Raw genomic sequence first — 17173 nt, 5'->3', positions numbered from 1 at the left:
CGCACAGGTAAACGCCATGAAATATTTCGCACTGGTCGGCGCCGCCGGCTACATCGCTCCGCGCCACATGAAGGCCATCAAGGAGACCGGCAATCATCTGGCCATGGCCTACGACATCAACGACTCGGTGGGGATCATCGATTCGATCTCACCGGAGAGCGAGTTCTATACCGAGTTCGAGCGTTTCATCGAGAGCGCCTGGCAGCGCAAGCGCGACCCCTATACGGCGCTCGACTACGTTTCGGTGTGTTCGCCCAACTACCTGCACCACGCGCACATTGCTGCGGGGCTGCGCCTGGGTTGCAACGTGATCTGCGAAAAACCGCTGGTGCCCACACCGGCCCTGCTCGACGAGCTCGAAAAGGTCGAACAGGAAACCGGCCGCCGCGTGTTCAACATTCTGCAGCTGCGCCATCATCCGGCCATCGTCGAGCTCAAGGAGCGGGTGGCCACTACGCCCCGCGACGACAAGTACGACGTCGAACTCACCTACATCACCTCGCGCGGCAAGTGGTACCACGAGAGCTGGAAGGGGGACCCGCGCAAGTCCTTCGGTGTGGCGACCAATATCGGCGTGCATTTCTTCGACATGCTGCACTTCGTCTTCGGCGACCTCGAGCGCAATGTCGTGCACTACCTGGACGATCAGCGCGCTGCGGGCTATCTCGAGTATCGCAAGGCGAGGGTACGCTGGTTCCTCTCCATCGACAGCAGCGACCTGCCGAGCAGCGTACAGGGGCAGCAGTCCACCTACCGCTCGATCCTGTGCGAGGGCCGCGAGATCGAGTTCTCGGGCGGCTTCACCGATCTTCACACCGTTTCCTACCAGGAGATCCTGGCCGGCCGCGGCTTCGGCCTCGATAGTGCTCGCCACTGCATCGAGACCGTCGACACCATTCGCAATGCACCCTTGGAAATGCCTGCCCGAAACGAGGCTCACCCCTGCCTCAAGCGGCACATGATGTGAGGTTCGCCATGGACAGCCAACCGCTTGAAAAACACTACCCCGGCGTGCAGATCCATCCCAGCGCCATCGTCGATCCCGGCGCCGAGATCGGCGAATCGTCCCATGTCTGGCACTTCGTTCACGTCTGCGGCGGTGCTCGAATCGGCCGTGGCGTCTCGCTGGGGCAAAACGTCTTCGTCGGCAACCGGGTCGTCATCGGCGACGGCTGCCGGGTACAGAACAACGTTTCGGTCTACGACAACGTGACCCTGGAGGATGGCGTTTTCTGTGGGCCCAGCATGGTTTTCACCAACGTCTACAACCCGCGCTCGATGGTCGATCGCAAGAGCGAGTATCGCGACACCTTGGTGCGTAAGGGAGCCACGCTCGGGGCCAACTGCACCATCGTCTGCGGTGTGACCGTAGGACGCTACGCCTTCATCGGTGCAGGCGCAGTGGTCAATCGCGACGTGCCCGACTTCGCCCTGATGCTGGGCGTGCCCGCTCGCCAGCAGGGCTGGATGAGCCGCCACGGCGAGCGTCTCGAGCTGCCTGTGCATGGCGAGGGCGAAGTGACCTGCCCGCATACCGGCGAACGTTATCGACTTTCAGGCAATACGCTCACCTGCCTTCCCGCCGAGGAAGCCGCTAACGGCCAGGACACGCCACGCATGGAATTCATCGACCTCAAGGCCCAGCAGATGCGCATTCGCGAGCGTATCAACGTCGGCATTCGCAACGTGCTGGAGCATGGCAAGTACATCCTCGGCCCTGAAGTGGACGAACTCGAGGCACGCCTGGCCGACTACGTGGGCGTGCGTCACTGCATCACCTGCGCCAACGGTACCGATGCGCTGCAGATCGCCCAGATGGCGTTGGGCATTGCGCCCGGCGACGAGGTGATCACGCCCGGTTTCACCTACATCGCTACCGCCGAAACTGTGGCCCTGCTGGGCGCGCGCCCGGTCTATGTCGACATCGACCCACGCACCTACCTGCTCGATCCCGAGAAGCTGGAAGCTGCGATCACCCCACGCACCCGCGCGATCGTTCCCGTATCGCTGTACGGGCAATGTGCCGACATGGATGCCATCAACGAGATCGCCGCGCGTCACGGCATCCCGGTAATCGAGGACGGCGCCCAGAGTTTCGGTGCCACCTATCGCGGCCGGCGCTCGTGCAGCCTGTCGAGCATCGCCACCACCTCTTTCTTCCCCAGCAAGCCCCTGGGCTGCTATGGCGATGGAGGTGCGCTGTTCACCGATGACGACGAACTGGCCAAGGTGCTGCGCCAGATTGCCCGGCACGGTCAGGGACGGCGCTACTACCACGTCAGGATCGGCGTCAACAGTCGCCTGGACACGCTGCAGGCCGCCATCCTGTTGCCCAAGCTCGACATCCTCGATGAAGAGCTCCGGCTGCGTGAGCAGGTCGCCGATCGCTATGGTCGCCTGCTGCGTGCCCATGGCTTCGATACTCCCCATGTGGAATCCCACAACACCAGCGCCTACGCCCAGTACACCGTGGAGGTCGACGATCGTGAGGTGGTGATCGCGCGACTGGCCGAGGCCGGTATCCCGACTGCCGTGCACTATCCGATACCGCTCAACAAGCAGCCCGCCGTGGCCGATCCGGGCTGCGACCTGCCGATCGGTAATGCGGCGTCCCGCCGAGTGGTCAGCCTGCCGATGCATCCCTACCTGTCAGTGGAAGACCAGGAACGGATCGTTGCCGCACTCAGGGAAGCGGTGGCCTGAGCCACCTGCCAGGGAGGGAGACATCACGTGTTGAATCGGCTTGTCATACCGGCCAAGCGCCTGCTGCCGACCCATGCTTTCGCCCGTGGCGTGAGCGTGCTGGTGGGGGGGACGGCCGGGGCGCAGCTGCTGGCCATCGTCGCAGCACCGCTGCTGACCCGGCTCTACGCCCCCGAGGACTTCGGCCTGCTGGCGGTATACGGTGGTCTATTGGCACTGTTCACCGTGGTGGCCAGCGGTCGCTACCAGATGGCCATTCCGCTGCCCGAAACGGAGCGCGAGGCGGCCGAGGTGCTGGTGCTCAGCCTGGCAGTGGCTGCCTTGACTACCCTTGCTGCGTTGCTGCTGGTGGCACTGGGCGGCCGCACCCTGGCAGAGGCGCTTGGCGTGCCTGCGCTGACCCCGTGGCTGTGGCTGTTGCCGCTGGGCGTGGCCTTCGCCGGTAGCTACCAGGCGGCCAGCCATTGGGCGGTGCGTACCCGCGCCTTCCCGGCTATCGCCGCGACCAAGATCAAGCAGTCACTGGCGTTACTGGTCATCCAGCTAGGTGCCAGCCCGCTGGGCGGTGGCGGCCTGCTGCTCGGCCATGCCGCGGGGCAGGGTGTCGGCACGCTGACGCTGGTACGACCGGCCCTGCGCGCCGCTGCAGAGCACCGCGTCACCGCGGCTGGCGTCTGGGCGGCGGCGCGACGCTACCGCAAGTTCCCGTTGTTCTCCACCTGGTCGGGGCTGTTCAACACCCTCGGCAAGCAACTCCCGCCGCTGCTCTTCGCGGTGCTGTTCAGCCCGGTGGCCGCTGGCCTCTACGCCCTTGCACACCGGGTGCTGGCCATGCCCATGTCGCTGATCGGCGAGGCCGTGGGCAAGGTGTTCTTCTCCAGCGCCGCCGAGGCGCATCGGCGTGGCGAGCTGGGCCCATTGGTGGCCAAGGTGCATGCCACGCTGGCGCAAGTCGCCATGCCACCGGCGATCGTGCTGATGGTGATCGGTCCGGACCTGTTTGCCCTGGTCTTTGGCGAGCGCTGGCGCGAGGCCGGCGACTTTGCCCGCTGGATGGCGCCTTGGCTGTATCTGGTGTTCATCACGTCGCCGCTCAGCCACCTGTTCTCGGTGATGGAGCGCCAAGGGCAGGGCCTGGCCTTCCAGGCGCTGCTGCTTGGCGTGCGCGTCGCGGCGATCGCCATCGGCGCCGCCTTGGGTGACCTGTTGCTGACGGTGGCGTTGTTCTCGTTGGGCAGCGCTGCCTGCTGGGTCGGCTTCCTTGGCTGGATTGCCCTCCTGACCGGCAACCGGCCGCGGCGTCTGGCAGTGCCGACCCTGACGGCACTGGGCTGGAGCCTGGCACTGCTGGCACCGCTGATCGCCGTCGAGTGGCTGGCGCCTGTGTGGTTGCCCTGGAGCGCAGCGCTGTTGCTCAGCGCCGCGCTGGTGGGAGTGCGATATCTGTTCCTGTTCCGAAGGGCCTACAAATGAGTTCGATACATTGTCACTTTTCTTCCTCGCGTTGGCAGGAGTGCGAGCTGTCGGGCGGTCGTGGCTTCGTGTGCGGCACCGCCTGGCTGAGTGGTCATCGCTTGTCCGCAAGCGGTGCACTCAAGCAGATGGACCTGGCGGAAGGGGTCGATGCCTGGCGCAAGCGCATGGGTGAGCTCAATGGTTTTCACGCCCTGGTGCGCCGGACTGGAAACGAAATGGTGGCGGCCGTGGATCGCATACGTTCGATCCCGCTCTTCTATGGCGTCCAGGCCGGTGACGTCTATCTCAGCGACGATGCCGACTGGGTCCGCCAGCAGCTCGACGAAGCGCATATTCACGACGAGGCCCGAGCCGACTTCGAACTGGCCGGCTACGTCACCGGCCAGGACACGCTGTTTCGGCGCGTCAAGCAGCTGCGTGCCGGAGAGGCGCTGATCGTCAGCGATTCCGACCTGGGCCTGACATTGTCACTGGAGCGCTATTTCCTCTTCCAGTACTACGGCATGTCGGACCGGGACGATAGCCGGCGCTTGATCCGTCTCGAAGAGATCGTCGAAGAGGCCTGCGAGCAACTGGTCAAGACGGCCAACGGTCGCCAGATCGTGGTGCCGCTGAGCGGCGGCTACGACTCGCGGTTGATTGCAACGCTGCTGGCGCGCTGCGAGTACCCGCGCGTGCTGACTTATGCCTATGGCCATCGCGACAACCAGGAGGCGAAGGTGAGTCGCGAGGTGGCGCATGCCTTGGGGTTGCCGTGGACCTTCGTCGAATACAGCCAGGAGGCGTGGAACCAGGTTGCCGATAGTGACGAGTACTGGCGCTACCAGCAGTGGGCCTCGGGCTGGAACGGCATCGCCAACATGCAGGACTGGCTGGCGGTCAAGTTACTGACGGAGCAGGGCAAGGTCGAGCCGGGCTCGCTGTTCGTGCCTGGGCACTGCTGCGTGACCGGCTTTCTGCTGCCGAGCGTATTCGAGGCCAAGCGTGCAGGCCGTCTGATGGAGGCGGGTGAGCTGACCGAGGCGCTGCGTCAGCGTCATTTCACCCTCAATGCAAGCGAAGAGGGCGAGGCACTGTTTCGCGAACGCGTCCAGCCTCGTCTGGCCCTGGACTACCCACTCGATGAAGCGCTGGATCCCGATGAGTTCATTCGTCAGTTCGTGCTGTTTGGCTGGCAGGAGCGTCAGGCCAAGTTCATCGTCAACTCGGTGCGCTGCTTCGAATTCTTCGGTCACGACTGGTGGATGCCGCTGTACGACCGTGACTTCATGGCCTTCTGGCAATCTGTGCCGCGCCATTGGCTGGAGCATCGTTCCGGCTACGTCACCTTCGTCGAGAACATGTTCACCGAGGTCAGCGGTCTCAAGGCGCCGCTCGGTAACGCCTCACAGAAATCACGCCAGAGCCTGCGTGCCCGCTTGAGTCGCCTGGCTGCTTTCCGCCGCGGACCCGGGGCCCGCGTGAAGCGCCTGGCAAAGCGGCTGATGCCGGGTCTGGCCCGGGGTAACACCTTGGCTTCGACAGGACGTTTCCCACCCGAGACCCTCGAGAGACTGCGTTCGCAGGGTTACTCGCACAACGGCGTGGCGGCACAGCTCTTCCTCGAGAGGTTCTGCTGATCATGAGTACCAACGCACCGAGTCGGTATCTGCGGGTCGCTTTCGAAGCAGCCGCGTTGATCGTACGCAACCTGCGTCGGGCACGCCGCTTCACGCCGGTTCCGTTGCGCTGCCATGAGGACTACCGGCTGTGCGCCATGGAACCTTCCCACCTGGCCGGGGCGCTGGCGCTGTATGCCGAACTGCACGCTGGCAAGGCGTTGGCGCTGCCCCGGCGCTGCCTGTATCGCCTGGCCGGCGATCGCCTCGGCGTGGTTGCCCTCGACATCGAAGGACGCGTGGTGGGGGCGGCCTTCTACGGTTTCAGCAGTCGCGACCTGCGTGAGGGCCGGGTGCACTCCAGTTTCAGCGGCGTGCACCCGGCCCACCGCGGACGAGGCCTTGCCACCGAGCTGCGACGCACTGCCATCCTGCACTTCCGCGCCAACGGGGTACAAGGCTATTCCGCGCGGATCTCGGCCGACAACGTCGCCTCGCTCAAACCCAGCCTGCGTCTCGGTTTCCGCATCGCCGAGCGCTACCAGGATCCGGCCAGCGGTGAGCTGCGCTACTACCTGGTCTGCGACTTCGACGACGACTATCGCGATGACCCGACGCAGGAGCCGACCCCGGAATCCGGGCCGCAGCCTGCGGCCACGGAGACGGAAAGGAAAGCCGTACCATGATGAACGATCCCCTGTTCCATCCCGGTTGGATCCGGTTCAACGAGCAGCGCTGGGGGCTTACCGCCGAGCCGCTGACGTTCGCACCCGACAAGGGCGACGGTTGGCAGCTCGAGACCGTGCTCTACCGAAACCGCCACGGTCGGCTGGTGACGCCGCCGCGTAACTCCCATCTACCCATCGACTTTCAGTGCGCCAGTGAACGTCCGGCCGCGCGCAATCGTCGCAAGCGCTTGGCCCTGACCCGGCTGGCCGAGTACCTGCAGCAGTGCGAGTTCGGCGGCAGTCTCAGCCTCTCGTCGGTAGCGGACGACGTGCGTCCGTTCGAGTGGGCCAACATGATGGCACGACCGCGCTTCACCTATCACCTGGACATCGCCACGCGCGAGGACGCCATCGATCCCAACGCGCGCAAGAAAGCCCGCAAATGCCGCCGGCTGGGCTACAGCTGCGAGGTCACCGAGGACTACCAAGCGGTGGCCGACTGTCTGGCAGGACCGGAAGCGCGTAAAGGCTTCGACTATCGCCTCGATGCCGCTGAGCTCGCGCGGCTGGCCGAGCTGATGGGGCCGGAGCATTTCGTCTGCTTCCTGGCGCGCAATGCCGAAGGTGCTGCCATGGGTACGCGGGTCTGTCTCTTCGTGCCGGGCGGTCACGCCTTGGCCTGGTCGGCAGGCATGAAGACGGAGGCAATGAAGGATGGTGTCAACAACCTGGTAGCTGAGGAGGCGTTGGATTTCTTCGAGCGCCAGGGATGCAGTGTCTTCGATTTCATCGGCGCCAACATCGCGCCGGTGGCGGAGATGAAGGAGGCATGGGGCGGCCGCTTGGTGTGCCACTACGCGATCAGTCCGCGGGGAATCCGCCAACTGGCCCGCGAGGCATATGTCACGGCCCGCACACTGATGAAGAGGGAATCCAAGTGAATGACATGACTGCACTTTACGATCGGAATTCCCAGGCGCGGCCGAACGCCTCGCCGACCCTGCCCGGCGTGCCGGAAAGTCTGTCCGTCGTTTCGCCGGGCGCCACATCGAGCGAGCCGGTACTTGCCTGGCTGGAACGGGTGCTGCAGGAACGCTTCGGGCTGCCGCTGCATCTCGAGCGCGACGGACCCGAACGGCTCTATCTTCGTCATGCCGAGGCGCAGGGACATATCCTGTTCGATCGCTTGCAGCCGGGCTTCTACCTGGCTGGGGTGGATCTGCCTCATTGCCAGTGGGACGCGACGGAGGAAGGCCTGAGTGCGCCGCTGGACCTGCCGTTACCGGCGCCAGGCGCCGCCAGCCTGCCACGGCCGCTGGTCGAGACGGTGGGGGAAGGGCTGGCGATACACTACGACATCCTTGGCCTGACCTACTGGATGCTGTCGCGGCTGGAGGAGGTCGATGCCCAGGACCTCGACCGCCACGGTCGCTTCCCCGCGAGCGCTTCCCACGCCGGGCGCCACGGCTATCTGGAGAGACCCGTGGTCGACGAATGGCTGGCGGTGCTCGGCCAGGTGATCCGCCGCCAGTGGCCTCAGGTAAAGCTGCGCCGGCACGAGTTCAATCTGCGCCCGACCCATGACGTGGACCGCCCCAGCCGCTACGGCTTCGCCCGTGACGTCAAGCTGGCGCGGGTCATGCTGGGGGATGCGCTGCTTCATCGCCGCCCGCAGGCATTGTTGCTGGGTCCCTGGGTTCGCCTGCGTACCCGCAGCCGGCTGCATCCGCTGGATCCACTCAACACCTTCGATTGGCTGATGGACGTCTCCGAGCGCTACGGCCTGACCAGCGCCTTCTATTTCATCTGCGGGCGTACCGATCCGCGCAAGGATGCCGACTACGAGCCGGAACATCCGGCCATACGTCATCTCATGCGGCGTATCCATGAGCGTGGTCATGAGGTTGGCCTGCACCCCAGCTACCACACCTTCCGCAATCCCAAGGAACTGGCCAACGAAGCCGGGCGCCTGCGTCGGGTGTGTGCCGAGGAGGGCATCGAGCAGGCCCAGTGGGGCGGTCGCATGCACTACCTGCGCTGGCAGATGCCGCTGACGCTGCAAGGCTACGAGCAGGCCGGTCTCGACTACGACACCACGCTGTCCTACGCCGAGGCTCCGGGCTTTCGCTGCGGAACCTGCTTCGACTACCCCGCATTCGATCCGGTCAAGGGGGAGCCGCTGGCGCTGCGCATCCGGCCGCTGATCGCCATGGAGGCTTCGGTGATCTCGCCCCTTTACCTGGGGCTCGGCACCGGAGAGGAGGCGTTCGAGCGCTTCAGCATGCTCAAGGAGCGCTGCCGGGCTGTGAACGGCACCTTCACCTTGCTATGGCACAACTCGGAACTGACCACGTCGGCCCAGCGTGAGCTGTACGAACGCGTGCTGCGCGACTGAGAGGCGGAGAGGTAACGGCATGGTCCTTTCCGGTGATGCATTGGCGACGCGCGCCTCCGCTATTGGCTTCTTCGTGCTCTTTCCGGGGTTCATCCTCTACCACACCCTGGTGGCGATGGGGCTGATCCCGGCTTTCCTGGGTGGCCTGTTCGGGGTGGTGTCGGTGGTGATGTTCGTCATCTACTGCGCATTGCTGCCGTCCCAGCTTTACGTGCTGCTGGCCTCGACGCGTGGCTATGCGCTGGTGACGCTGGGCTTCTTCGCCTATGTGCTGCTGTGGGCAATGGCCAACTACGGCCTGGTCGGCGGTAGCGTGATGCGGGTGGCGCTGGTCCAGACCATCGAAACGCTGGTGCTGTGGATGGTGCTGTTCGTGATGGGCTATCGCGTGCCGCTCACTTCGCCGCGGTTGGCACGGGCCTTCTGGATCGCCTTCGCCCTGATTGCCGGCTACCTGCTGTTCCATGTGGCGACCACCGGCCAGTGGTCGTTCTTCGCCAGTCGCATGATCGAGGTCGAGACCGACGAAAACGTTTCCACCTACCAAGGCTATGCCCGCAGCGCCCTGGTAGTGCTGGTATTCCTGATTGCCGTCAGCCAGCGCGCCATGGTGCGTGCCGCCCTGATCGTGCTCGGTGCCTTCGTCATGTTCATGCTGGGGGCACGCTCCGAGCTCTATGCCTTCCTGGGGCTGTCGCTTGTCCTGCTCACGCTGTGGGCAGGCCTGAGTGTCAAGTACCTGCTCACGCTGCTGGCGGTGGTTGCCGTGCTGATCGCGCTGGTGATGAGCCAGTTCGAGTCGCTGGCCGGCAGCCGCCAACTGCAGGTGTTCGACCTCACGGGAAACAGCTCCTGGCTGGCACGCCAGAACCTGGGCCAGCGCGCCGTGGAGCAGATCCTGGCCAATCCGTTGCTGGGTCGCTTCGGCGGGCATATTGGCTCTTCGGAGCTGGCCGGAAGCTACGCCCACAGCATGATTTCCGCCTGGGTCAACTATGGGCTGCTGGGCTTCGTGCTCTATGTCGGCCTGACCGCGGTTGCCTTCCTGGGCTCCGCCTATCGCATGTTTGCCGGTGGCGATCGGGCCGCCTGGTGGGTTTTCGCCTTCTCGACCAATTTCGTCTGTCTGCTGTTGATTGCGCTGGCCAAGCCGGTCTTCTGGCCGCTGCCGGCGCTCGGCTGGGGCGCCTTTGCCAATGCCCTGGTCGCCGCGCGCCAGGAGCGGGACGACGACGCCACACGGCAGGCCGGTGCTGGCCATGACGAACCGGGGCAGCGAGATGCTGCCGAGGATTTACAAGGACGCAACGATAATGAAAGTGGTTCACCTGACCTCAGCCCATCCGCGCTATGACACGCGTATCTTCCACAAGCAGTGCCGGTCGCTGGCCGCCGCTGGCTATCCGGTGACACTGGTGGTCGCGGACGGAGAGGGAGACGAAGAGCGCGATGGTGTATCCATCGTCGATGTCGGTCGCCTGGACGGCCGACTCAATCGCGTGGTGAAGACCACGCGCCTCGTGCTCGAGCGGGCCAGGCAGCTGGATGCCGATCTCTACCATCTTCACGATCCGGAGCTGATGCCGGTTGGCCGTCGCCTCAAGCGGCTGGGCAAGCGCGTAATATACGACGCCCATGAGGATCTGCCGCGCCAGATGCTGGCCAAGCACTATCTCGGAAAAATCACCCGGCAGGTCCTGTCGCGCGGCGTCGAGGCCTACCAGAACCGCGTCTGCCGGCACTTCGACGCCATCGTGGCGGCAACCCCCCATATTCGCGATCGCTTCGAGGAATTCCATCCCCGGGTTGTGGACGTCAACAACTTTCCCATGCAGGGCGAACTCGACGGGGCCCCCGATGCACGCCTGACCGCCAGCGCGGGTGAGCGGCCGGCCGTATGTTACATCGGCGGCATCGCGGCGATCCGCGGCATTCGCGAGATCGTGCGTGCCATGGAGTTGGCCGAGAACGACTGCCGGCTCCAGCTCGCCGGCGACTTCAAGGTGCTGGCCCTGGAGCAGGAGGTGATGACCTATACCGGCTGGTCACGGGTCGAATCGCACGGCTATCTCGATCGTGCCGGCGTGCGCCGGGTGTTGGCCAGCTCGATCGCGGGTCTGGTCACCCTGCATCCAACCATCAACTACCTCGATGCCTTGCCGGTGAAGATGTTCGAGTACATGAGTGCCGGTCTGCCGGTGATTGCCTCGGACTTCCCCCTGTGGCGCGAGATCGTCGAGGGCAGCGACTGCGGGCTATGTGTCGATCCGCTCGATCCCCAGGCAATCGCCGAAGCCATCGATTTCATCGTCAGTCATCCCGAGCGCGCCCGAGAAATGGGCGAGAACGGCCGGCGGGCCGTGACCGAGCGTTACAACTGGCAGCAGGAGGAACTCAAGCTGCTGGACACCTATCGCGACCTTTCCCGCTGACCGAGGACTTCATGAAACACGTCTGGATCCTGAATCACTATGCCAAGCATCCTGAAGCGGCCGGCGGGGCGCGTCACTATCAGCTCGCTCGTTACCTGCCTGACTACGGTTGGCAGGCCACTCTGATCGCTTCGAGTGTCGATCATCCCAGCGGCGAGCAACGTTTGAAGGACGATGAGCAGTGGCGGCTGGAAACCTGTGGCGAAGTGCGTTTCCTGTGGCTGCGCACGTCCAGCTATCGCGGTAACGGCGGTGGACGCATGAAGAACATGCTCGAGTATGCCTGGCAGGCGGTACGTCCCTCGCGCCTGGCTGGGCTCGAGCGGCCCGACCTGATCGTAGGCTCGAGCGTGCATCCTTTCGCGGCTCTTGCTGGCTGGTGGCTGGCGCGGCGGCATGGCGTGCCGTTCGTGTTCGAAGTTCGCGACCTGTGGCCGCAGACCTTGATCGACATGGGGCGACTGCGGGAGGGCGCGTCGGTCACCCGTGCCTTGCGTGCACTGGAAACTTTCCTCTATCGCCGTGCGCGTCGCGTACTGACCCTGCTGCCCCGTGCGGTGGATTACATCGTACCGCTGGGCATACCCGAGGAGCGGGTGGTGTGGCTCTCCAACGGCGTCGACCTTGCCGACTTCCCTAGCGTCACGCCGCCAGCGCCACGTCCGCCCCAAATGCCGTTGACACTGATGTACTTCGGCAGCCACGGCGAGGCCAACGGGCTCTCCGACCTGCTGGAAGCCATGGCAATCGTCAAGCAGGGCAGGCTCGATGGCGAAGTGCCGGTGCAACTGCGCCTGATCGGCGACGGCCCGGCCAAGCAGGATCTGCTGCGCCAGGCCAACGGGCTCGGCCTGGACGGACGCTGGGTACGCTTCGAACCGCCGGTGCCCAAGCGTGAGATCCCGGCGCTGGCACGTGAGGCCGACGCCTTCGTCATCACGGTGCGCGACCTGCCGCAGCTTTATCGCTTCGGTATCAGCATGAACAAGCTGTTCGACTACATGGCTGCCGCGCGCCCCGTGATCATCGCCTCGGCGGCGGTCAACGACCCGGTCGCCGAAGCGGGGGCCGGTATCACGGTTCCTCCCGAAGATCCTCTGGCGCTGGCCGAGGCCATCAAGCGCTTGGTGGCGCTGCCGCCCGAAGAGCGTGCGCGCATGGGGCAGGCGGGCCGGACCCATATGGAAGCTGTCTACGACTACCGGATCCTGGCCGAGCGCCTGGCCGGCATCATGAACGACGTCATGGATGAAAAACGATGAAACGACTGTTCGATATCGTAGTGGCGCTGATAGCTCTGGCGCTGCTCGCTCCGCTGATGCTTGTGGTGGCCCTGCTGGTACGGCTGAAGCTCGGTTCTCCCGTGCTGTTCCGCCAGACCCGGCCGGGGCTCCATGGTCGCCCCTTCGAGATGATCAAGTTTCGCACCATGCGCGATGCCTGGGACGAGAACGGCAAGCCGTTGCCCAACGCGGAGCGCATGACGCGGTTCGGCAGCGTGCTGCGTGCCACCAGCCTCGACGAGCTGCCGGAGCTGTGGAACGTGCTCAAGGGCGACATGAGCCTGGTCGGGCCGCGTCCGCTGCTGATGGAGTATCTGCCGCTCTATACGCCGCGCCAGGCCCGACGCCACGAGGTGCGCCCGGGCGTTACCGGCTGGGCCCAGGTCAACGGGCGCAATGCGCTCAGTTGGGAGCAGAAGTTCGAACTCGACGTGTGGTACGTCGACAACCGTTCACTATGGCTCGACTTGCGCATCCTGCTGCTGACCGTGAAGAAGGTCGTGGTTCGTGAAGGCATCGCCCATGACGGCGATGTCGCCATGCCGAGATTCCGTGGAGGTCACCATGAGTAATCGTCGTCGTCTCGCCATTCTTGGCGCCAGTGGCCACGGCAAGGTAGTAGCTGACATCGCCATGCAGGCCGGTTGGCAGGAACTGGTGTTCTATGACGATACCTGGCCGCAGCGGACGCGCCATGAGCATTGGGCGGTGGAAGGTACGCTGCCCATGCTGCTCAACGACCTGCCAAAGGTCGATGGTGTCGTGGTGGCAATCGGTCACAACGCCATTCGTGAGGCCAAGCTCGACGCGCTGCTGACGCACGGTGCGCGGATCGTCACGTTGATCCATCCGCGCGCCACGGTCAGTCCACTTGCCAGGCTCGAGGAAGGCTGCGTGGTGGTTGCCGGCGCGGTGGTCAATGCCTTTGCCGAACTTGGCCGGGGCTGCATCGTCAATACCAGCGCTACCGTGGGTCACGACTGTCGCCTGGGGGCCTGCGTGCATGTCGCCCCTGGTGCCAATGTAGCCGGCGACGTGGAGGTCGGGCGCACCACCTGGATCGGCGCCGGTTCGGTGGTGCGCCAGGGCGTGGCCATCGGCGAGGGCGTGATGGTCGGGGCCGGGGCGGCTGTGGTTTCAGATATCGACGGCAATCTCGTCGTGGCAGGCGTACCGGCGCGCCCGATGTCGACCGAGCAGGAACGCAACGATGCGGATGACATGTCTCCGAACGCTTCCAATGTCCACCGGCTCAACCTGGTCTCGCCACAAGGACGAACGTAATGCTCAATGGACTCTTTTCCCCCTGGCCTTCCTACACTCGCGAGGAGACCGATGCGGTCTCCCGGGTGCTGCTCTCCAACCGGGTCAACTACTGGACCGGTGAGGAGTGTCGTAATTTTGAGCGCGAGTTCGCTCACTTCGCCGACAGTGAATACGCCATTGCCGTGGCCAACGGGACCGTCGCTCTCGACCTCGCCCTGCGCGGGCTCGGTATCGGTGAGAATCCTGACGACGAGGTGATCGTGACCTCTCGCACCTTCCTGGCATCGGCCTCGAGCATCGTCATGGCCGGGGCTCAGCCGGTATTCGCCGATATCGATCGCGACTCGCAGAATGTCACTGCCGCGAGCGTGGCCGAAAAAATCACGCCGCAAACCCGGGCGATTCTCGCCGTTCACCTGGCCGGATGGCCCTGCGAGATGGACGAGCTCATGGCCCTTGCCGAACGTCACGGACTCTACGTGATCGAGGACTGCGCCCAGGCCCACGGGGCACGTTACCGAGGGCGCAGCGTCGGCAGCCTGGGGCACGTTGCCTGCTGGTCGTTCTGCCAGGACAAGATCATGACCACCGGCGGGGAGGGCGGCATGGTCACCACCAGTGACACTGCCCTGTGGCGTCGCATGTGGGCCATGAAGGATCACGGCAAGAGCTGGGAGGCGGTCTACCAGCGCCAGCATCCGCCCGGCTTCCGGTGGTTGCATGAGAGCTTCGGCACCAACTGGCGGCTCACCGAGATGCAGGCTGTCATCGGCCGCATCCAGCTTGGCCGCATGCCGACGTGGAAGGCGGCAAGGCAGGCCAACGCGAAGCGTATCTGGCAGGCTGCGGCCGGCTGCCCGGGGCTGCGCGTGCCCAAGGTGCCGGCGCACTGCGACCACGCGGCGTACAAATGCTACGTCTTCGTTGAACCCGAGCGGCTGGCGCCGGGCTGGGACCGTGACCGCATCATGGCTGAGGTCAATGCCGCTGGTGTGCCGTGCTTCTCTGGTTCCTGTTCGGAGGTGTATCTCGAGAAGGCGTTCGAGGGCACCGGTTGGCGCCCCGAGCGACCGCTTCCCGTCGCCCGCGAGCTGGGCGAGACAAGCCTGATGTTCCTCTGTCATCCGACGCTGACCGAGGGCGAGATCGCGCAGACCTGCGCGGTGCTCGAAGAGGTCATGACACAAGCCGGCGCCTGACGCCTGGAATCAGCGGGCGCGTCGGCGTCCGCGGTCATGGAGAGACGACATGCGAAATGTGCTGCAATCCCTGTTCCGCCTGCCCAGGCGACAGAAGCGTTCCATTCAGCTGGCAGTGGACTGTGTACTGATCGCCACCAGCTTCCTGTTGGCGATGCTGCTGCGCCTGGAGAGCTGGGCGCCACTGGCTGAGCTGCAGACCTGGCTGGCCCTGCTGGTGATGATTCCGCTTAGCCTGGCGATCTATGTCAGGCTCGGCTTCTATCGGGCGGTGATCCGCTACCTGGGGCCGAAGGCGATACGTGCCGTGATCATCGGGGTGGTGGTTTCGGCGCTGTCGCTGCCGCTGGCCAGTTACCTCTTCGCGCTGGGGATTCCGCGCAGCGTGCCCTTCATCTACGCCATGCTGGCGCTGCTCACCATTGGTGGCGTGCGTTTCGGGCTGCGCGCCATCTATCTGCGCAGCCAGATCCGCCACAAGCCGCGCGTGGTGATCTACGGTGCCGGTTCGGCCGGGCGCCAACTGGCGGTGTCGCTCAACCATGGCCAGGAGTACCTGCCGATCGCCTTCGTCGACGATGCGGTGGGCCTGCAGAACACCTATATCGAGGGGCTCAAGGTCTATCCGCCGCGCCAGCTCGGCTACCTGGCCGATACCTATGGCGCCGAGAGGGTGTTGCTGGCCATACCCAGCGCCAACCGGGCGCGACGCCGCGAGATACTCGCCGAACTGGAGCCCCAGGGGTTCCCGGTGCAGACGATTCCCGGCGTGGTCGACGTGGTCACTGGCCGCGCCAGGATCAGCGAGGTGCGTGACGTGGCGGTGGAAGACCTGCTCGGGCGCGACCCCGTGCCGCCCAATCCGTCCCTGATGGACGCCAATATCCGCGACAAGGTGGTACTGGTCACAGGAGCCGGTGGTTCCATCGGTTCCGAACTGTGCCGCCAGATCCTGCGCCACGGCCCCCGGCGGTTGCTGCTGCTCGAGATTTCCGAGTTCGGGCTCTACCGTATCGAGCAGGACCTGCTGAGCATTGCCAGGGAGGAGGGGCTCGAGGTGCGTATCGAGGCGCTGCTCGGCTCGGTGCAGCATCGCAAGCGTCTGACCGCGGTGATGAAGGCCTATGAGGTGCAGACCGTCTACCACGCAGCGGCCTACAAGCATGTACCGATGGTCGAGCACAACGTGGTCGAAGGGGTGCAGAACAACGTCTTCGGCACGCTGTCGAGCGCGCGCGCAGCGATGGATGCCGGCGTCGAGACCTTCGTGCTGATCTCCACTGACAAGGCGGTACGGCCCACTAACGTGATGGGCACCACCAAGCGCCTGGCCGAACTGATCTGTCAGGCGTTCGCCAACCACCAGGACGCCACTCGCTTCTGCATGGTGCGCTTCGGCAATGTACTGGGGTCGAGTGGCTCGGTGGTACCGCTGTTCCGCGGGCAGATCCAGGCGGGTGGGCCGATCACCGTTACCCACCCGGACATTACTCGCTTCTTCATGACCATCCCCGAGGCGGCTCAGTTGGTGATTCAGGCCGGCGCCATGGCTCGGGGCGGCGATGTCTTCGTGCTCGACATGGGCGAGCCGGTGCGTATCGCCGACCTGGCGCGACAGATGGTGCGGTTGTCGGGACTGAAAGTACGCGACGAGCAAAACCCGGATGGCGATATCGCCATCTCCTACAGTGGCCTACGGCCAGGGGAGAAGCTCTATGAAGAGCTGCTGGTGGGCGATGATGTCGCTCTCACCTCGCACCCGCGCATCATGACCGCCCAGGAGGTGTTCTGGGAGTGGCCGCGGCTCGAGGGCTATCTCGACCGGCTGTTCGAGGCATGCCGCAACTTCCACCACGATGGTATCCGCAGCCTGCTGTTGGAGGCGCCGACGGCGTACCGGCCGGAGGGCGACATTGTCGATCTGGTGTGGTTGGAGAAGCGTCGCCGTGAGGCGCGTTCGGCGGGCTCGAAGAAGGTTTCGGTGACGCCGCTGCGTCCGTTGCGTCCTGTGCTCGAACGTCACAAGTAGATGATTTCATCGCGATTCCTGTCGGCCCGGGATGGCCGCCAGCCGATTCTCATCGCAGCCGTTGCATCGCACCGCGAATTCATTGCCCTAGCAAGGGCACCACGGCCCGAGGCCGTGGCACCGT

General features: G+C 64.8%; 14 protein-coding genes and 1 pseudogene. All 15 read left to right on the top strand.

Annotated features, from left to right (window positions below):
* Positions 1-16: 16 nt before the first annotated feature.
* The 15 genes and pseudogenes from SPH52_RS07425 (at position 17) to SPH52_RS07355 (ending at position 17049) form a co-directional block, all read left to right on the top strand.
* Complete coding sequence (locus SPH52_RS07425) at positions 17-967, top strand: Gfo/Idh/MocA family oxidoreductase (protein ID WP_411794366.1); 951 nt, start codon at positions 17-19, stop codon at positions 965-967.
* 8 nt (positions 968-975) lie between these two features.
* Positions 976-1572 (top strand): annotated as a pseudogene (locus tag SPH52_RS07420) (acyltransferase); the annotation flags it as partial.
* Positions 1573-1617: 45 nt separating this feature from the next.
* Positions 1618-2703: a DegT/DnrJ/EryC1/StrS family aminotransferase gene (locus SPH52_RS07415; RefSeq protein WP_411794548.1), complete on the top strand. Its 1086-nt coding sequence runs from the start codon at positions 1618-1620 to the stop codon at positions 2701-2703.
* Between the two features lie 27 nt (positions 2704-2730).
* Positions 2731-4176 carry a lipopolysaccharide biosynthesis protein gene (locus SPH52_RS07410; protein WP_411794365.1) on the top strand — a complete coding sequence of 482 codons (1446 nt, stop codon included), beginning with the start codon at positions 2731-2733 and terminating at the stop codon, positions 4174-4176.
* The gene (locus SPH52_RS07405; protein WP_411794364.1) at positions 4173-5798 is read left to right on the top strand and encodes an asparagine synthase-related protein; all 1626 of its coding nucleotides are present in this window, start codon (positions 4173-4175) and stop codon (positions 5796-5798) included. The genes SPH52_RS07410 and SPH52_RS07405 overlap by 4 nt, the downstream gene beginning before the upstream one ends.
* A 2-nt stretch (positions 5799-5800) precedes the next feature.
* On the top strand, positions 5801-6463 hold the full coding sequence (locus SPH52_RS07400) for an N-acetyltransferase family protein (RefSeq protein WP_411794363.1): 663 nt from the start codon (positions 5801-5803) through the stop codon (positions 6461-6463).
* Entirely contained in the window at positions 6460-7386 is a 927-nt protein-coding gene (locus SPH52_RS07395; protein WP_411794362.1) for a GNAT family N-acetyltransferase, read from the top strand. The genes SPH52_RS07400 and SPH52_RS07395 overlap by 4 nt, the downstream gene beginning before the upstream one ends.
* 5 nt (positions 7387-7391) lie before the next feature.
* Positions 7392-8840, top strand: a complete 1449-nt coding sequence (locus SPH52_RS07390) for a polysaccharide deacetylase family protein (RefSeq protein ID WP_411794361.1) — start codon at positions 7392-7394, stop codon at positions 8838-8840.
* A 19-nt stretch (positions 8841-8859) separates the two neighbouring features.
* Complete coding sequence (locus SPH52_RS07385) at positions 8860-10194, top strand: hypothetical protein (protein WP_411794360.1); 1335 nt, start codon at positions 8860-8862, stop codon at positions 10192-10194.
* Entirely contained in the window at positions 10154-11272 is a 1119-nt protein-coding gene (locus SPH52_RS07380) for a glycosyltransferase family 4 protein (protein ID WP_411794359.1), read from the top strand. Before SPH52_RS07385 ends, SPH52_RS07380 begins: the two co-directional genes overlap by 41 nt.
* An 11-nt stretch (positions 11273-11283) precedes the next feature.
* Positions 11284-12534 (top strand): glycosyltransferase family 4 protein, encoded by a 1251-nt coding sequence (locus SPH52_RS07375; RefSeq protein WP_411794358.1) that lies wholly within the window; start codon positions 11284-11286, stop codon positions 12532-12534.
* Positions 12531-13127, top strand: coding sequence for a sugar transferase (locus SPH52_RS07370; RefSeq protein ID WP_411794357.1), 597 nt, complete (start codon positions 12531-12533; stop codon positions 13125-13127). The genes SPH52_RS07375 and SPH52_RS07370 overlap by 4 nt, the downstream gene beginning before the upstream one ends.
* Positions 13120-13839 carry an acetyltransferase gene (locus tag SPH52_RS07365; RefSeq protein WP_411794356.1) on the top strand — a complete coding sequence of 240 codons (720 nt, stop codon included), beginning with the start codon at positions 13120-13122 and terminating at the stop codon, positions 13837-13839. The genes SPH52_RS07370 and SPH52_RS07365 overlap by 8 nt, the downstream gene beginning before the upstream one ends.
* Positions 13839-15020, top strand: a complete 1182-nt coding sequence (locus SPH52_RS07360; RefSeq protein WP_411794355.1) for a DegT/DnrJ/EryC1/StrS family aminotransferase — start codon at positions 13839-13841, stop codon at positions 15018-15020. The genes SPH52_RS07365 and SPH52_RS07360 overlap by 1 nt, the downstream gene beginning before the upstream one ends.
* Positions 15021-15069: 49 nt before the next feature.
* Positions 15070-17049 carry a polysaccharide biosynthesis protein gene (locus SPH52_RS07355; RefSeq protein ID WP_411794354.1) on the top strand — a complete coding sequence of 660 codons (1980 nt, stop codon included), beginning with the start codon at positions 15070-15072 and terminating at the stop codon, positions 17047-17049.
* Positions 17050-17173 lie beyond the last annotated feature (124 nt).

This window comes from Halomonas sp. A29 (assembly GCF_046723295.1).
Lineage (GTDB): Bacteria > Pseudomonadota > Gammaproteobacteria > Pseudomonadales > Halomonadaceae > Halomonas.
This window is presented reverse-complemented; position numbering and strand designations above follow the sequence as displayed.

Bases quoted from the DNA above. Each gene is read 5' to 3' on its own strand.
- SPH52_RS07425 (WP_411794366.1), top strand. From the start codon at position 17: ATGAAATATTTCGCACTGGTCGGCGCCGCCGGCTACATCGCTCCGCGC.
- SPH52_RS07415 (WP_411794548.1), top strand. From the start codon at position 1,618: ATGGAATTCATCGACCTCAAGGCCCAGCAGATGCGCATTCGCGAGCGT.
- SPH52_RS07405 (WP_411794364.1), top strand. From the start codon at position 4,173: ATGAGTTCGATACATTGTCACTTTTCTTCCTCGCGTTGGCAGGAGTGC.
- SPH52_RS07400 (WP_411794363.1), top strand. From the start codon at position 5,801: ATGAGTACCAACGCACCGAGTCGGTATCTGCGGGTCGCTTTCGAAGCA.
- SPH52_RS07395 (WP_411794362.1), top strand. From the start codon at position 6,460: ATGATGAACGATCCCCTGTTCCATCCCGGTTGGATCCGGTTCAACGAG.
- SPH52_RS07390 (WP_411794361.1), top strand. From the start codon at position 7,392: ATGACTGCACTTTACGATCGGAATTCCCAGGCGCGGCCGAACGCCTCG.
- SPH52_RS07385 (WP_411794360.1), top strand. From the start codon at position 8,860: ATGGTCCTTTCCGGTGATGCATTGGCGACGCGCGCCTCCGCTATTGGC.
- SPH52_RS07380 (WP_411794359.1), top strand. From the start codon at position 10,154: ATGAAAGTGGTTCACCTGACCTCAGCCCATCCGCGCTATGACACGCGT.
- SPH52_RS07375 (WP_411794358.1), top strand. From the start codon at position 11,284: ATGAAACACGTCTGGATCCTGAATCACTATGCCAAGCATCCTGAAGCG.
- SPH52_RS07370 (WP_411794357.1), top strand. From the start codon at position 12,531: ATGAAACGACTGTTCGATATCGTAGTGGCGCTGATAGCTCTGGCGCTG.
- SPH52_RS07365 (WP_411794356.1), top strand. From the start codon at position 13,120: ATGAGTAATCGTCGTCGTCTCGCCATTCTTGGCGCCAGTGGCCACGGC.
- SPH52_RS07360 (WP_411794355.1), top strand. From the start codon at position 13,839: ATGCTCAATGGACTCTTTTCCCCCTGGCCTTCCTACACTCGCGAGGAG.
- SPH52_RS07355 (WP_411794354.1), top strand. From the start codon at position 15,070: ATGCGAAATGTGCTGCAATCCCTGTTCCGCCTGCCCAGGCGACAGAAG.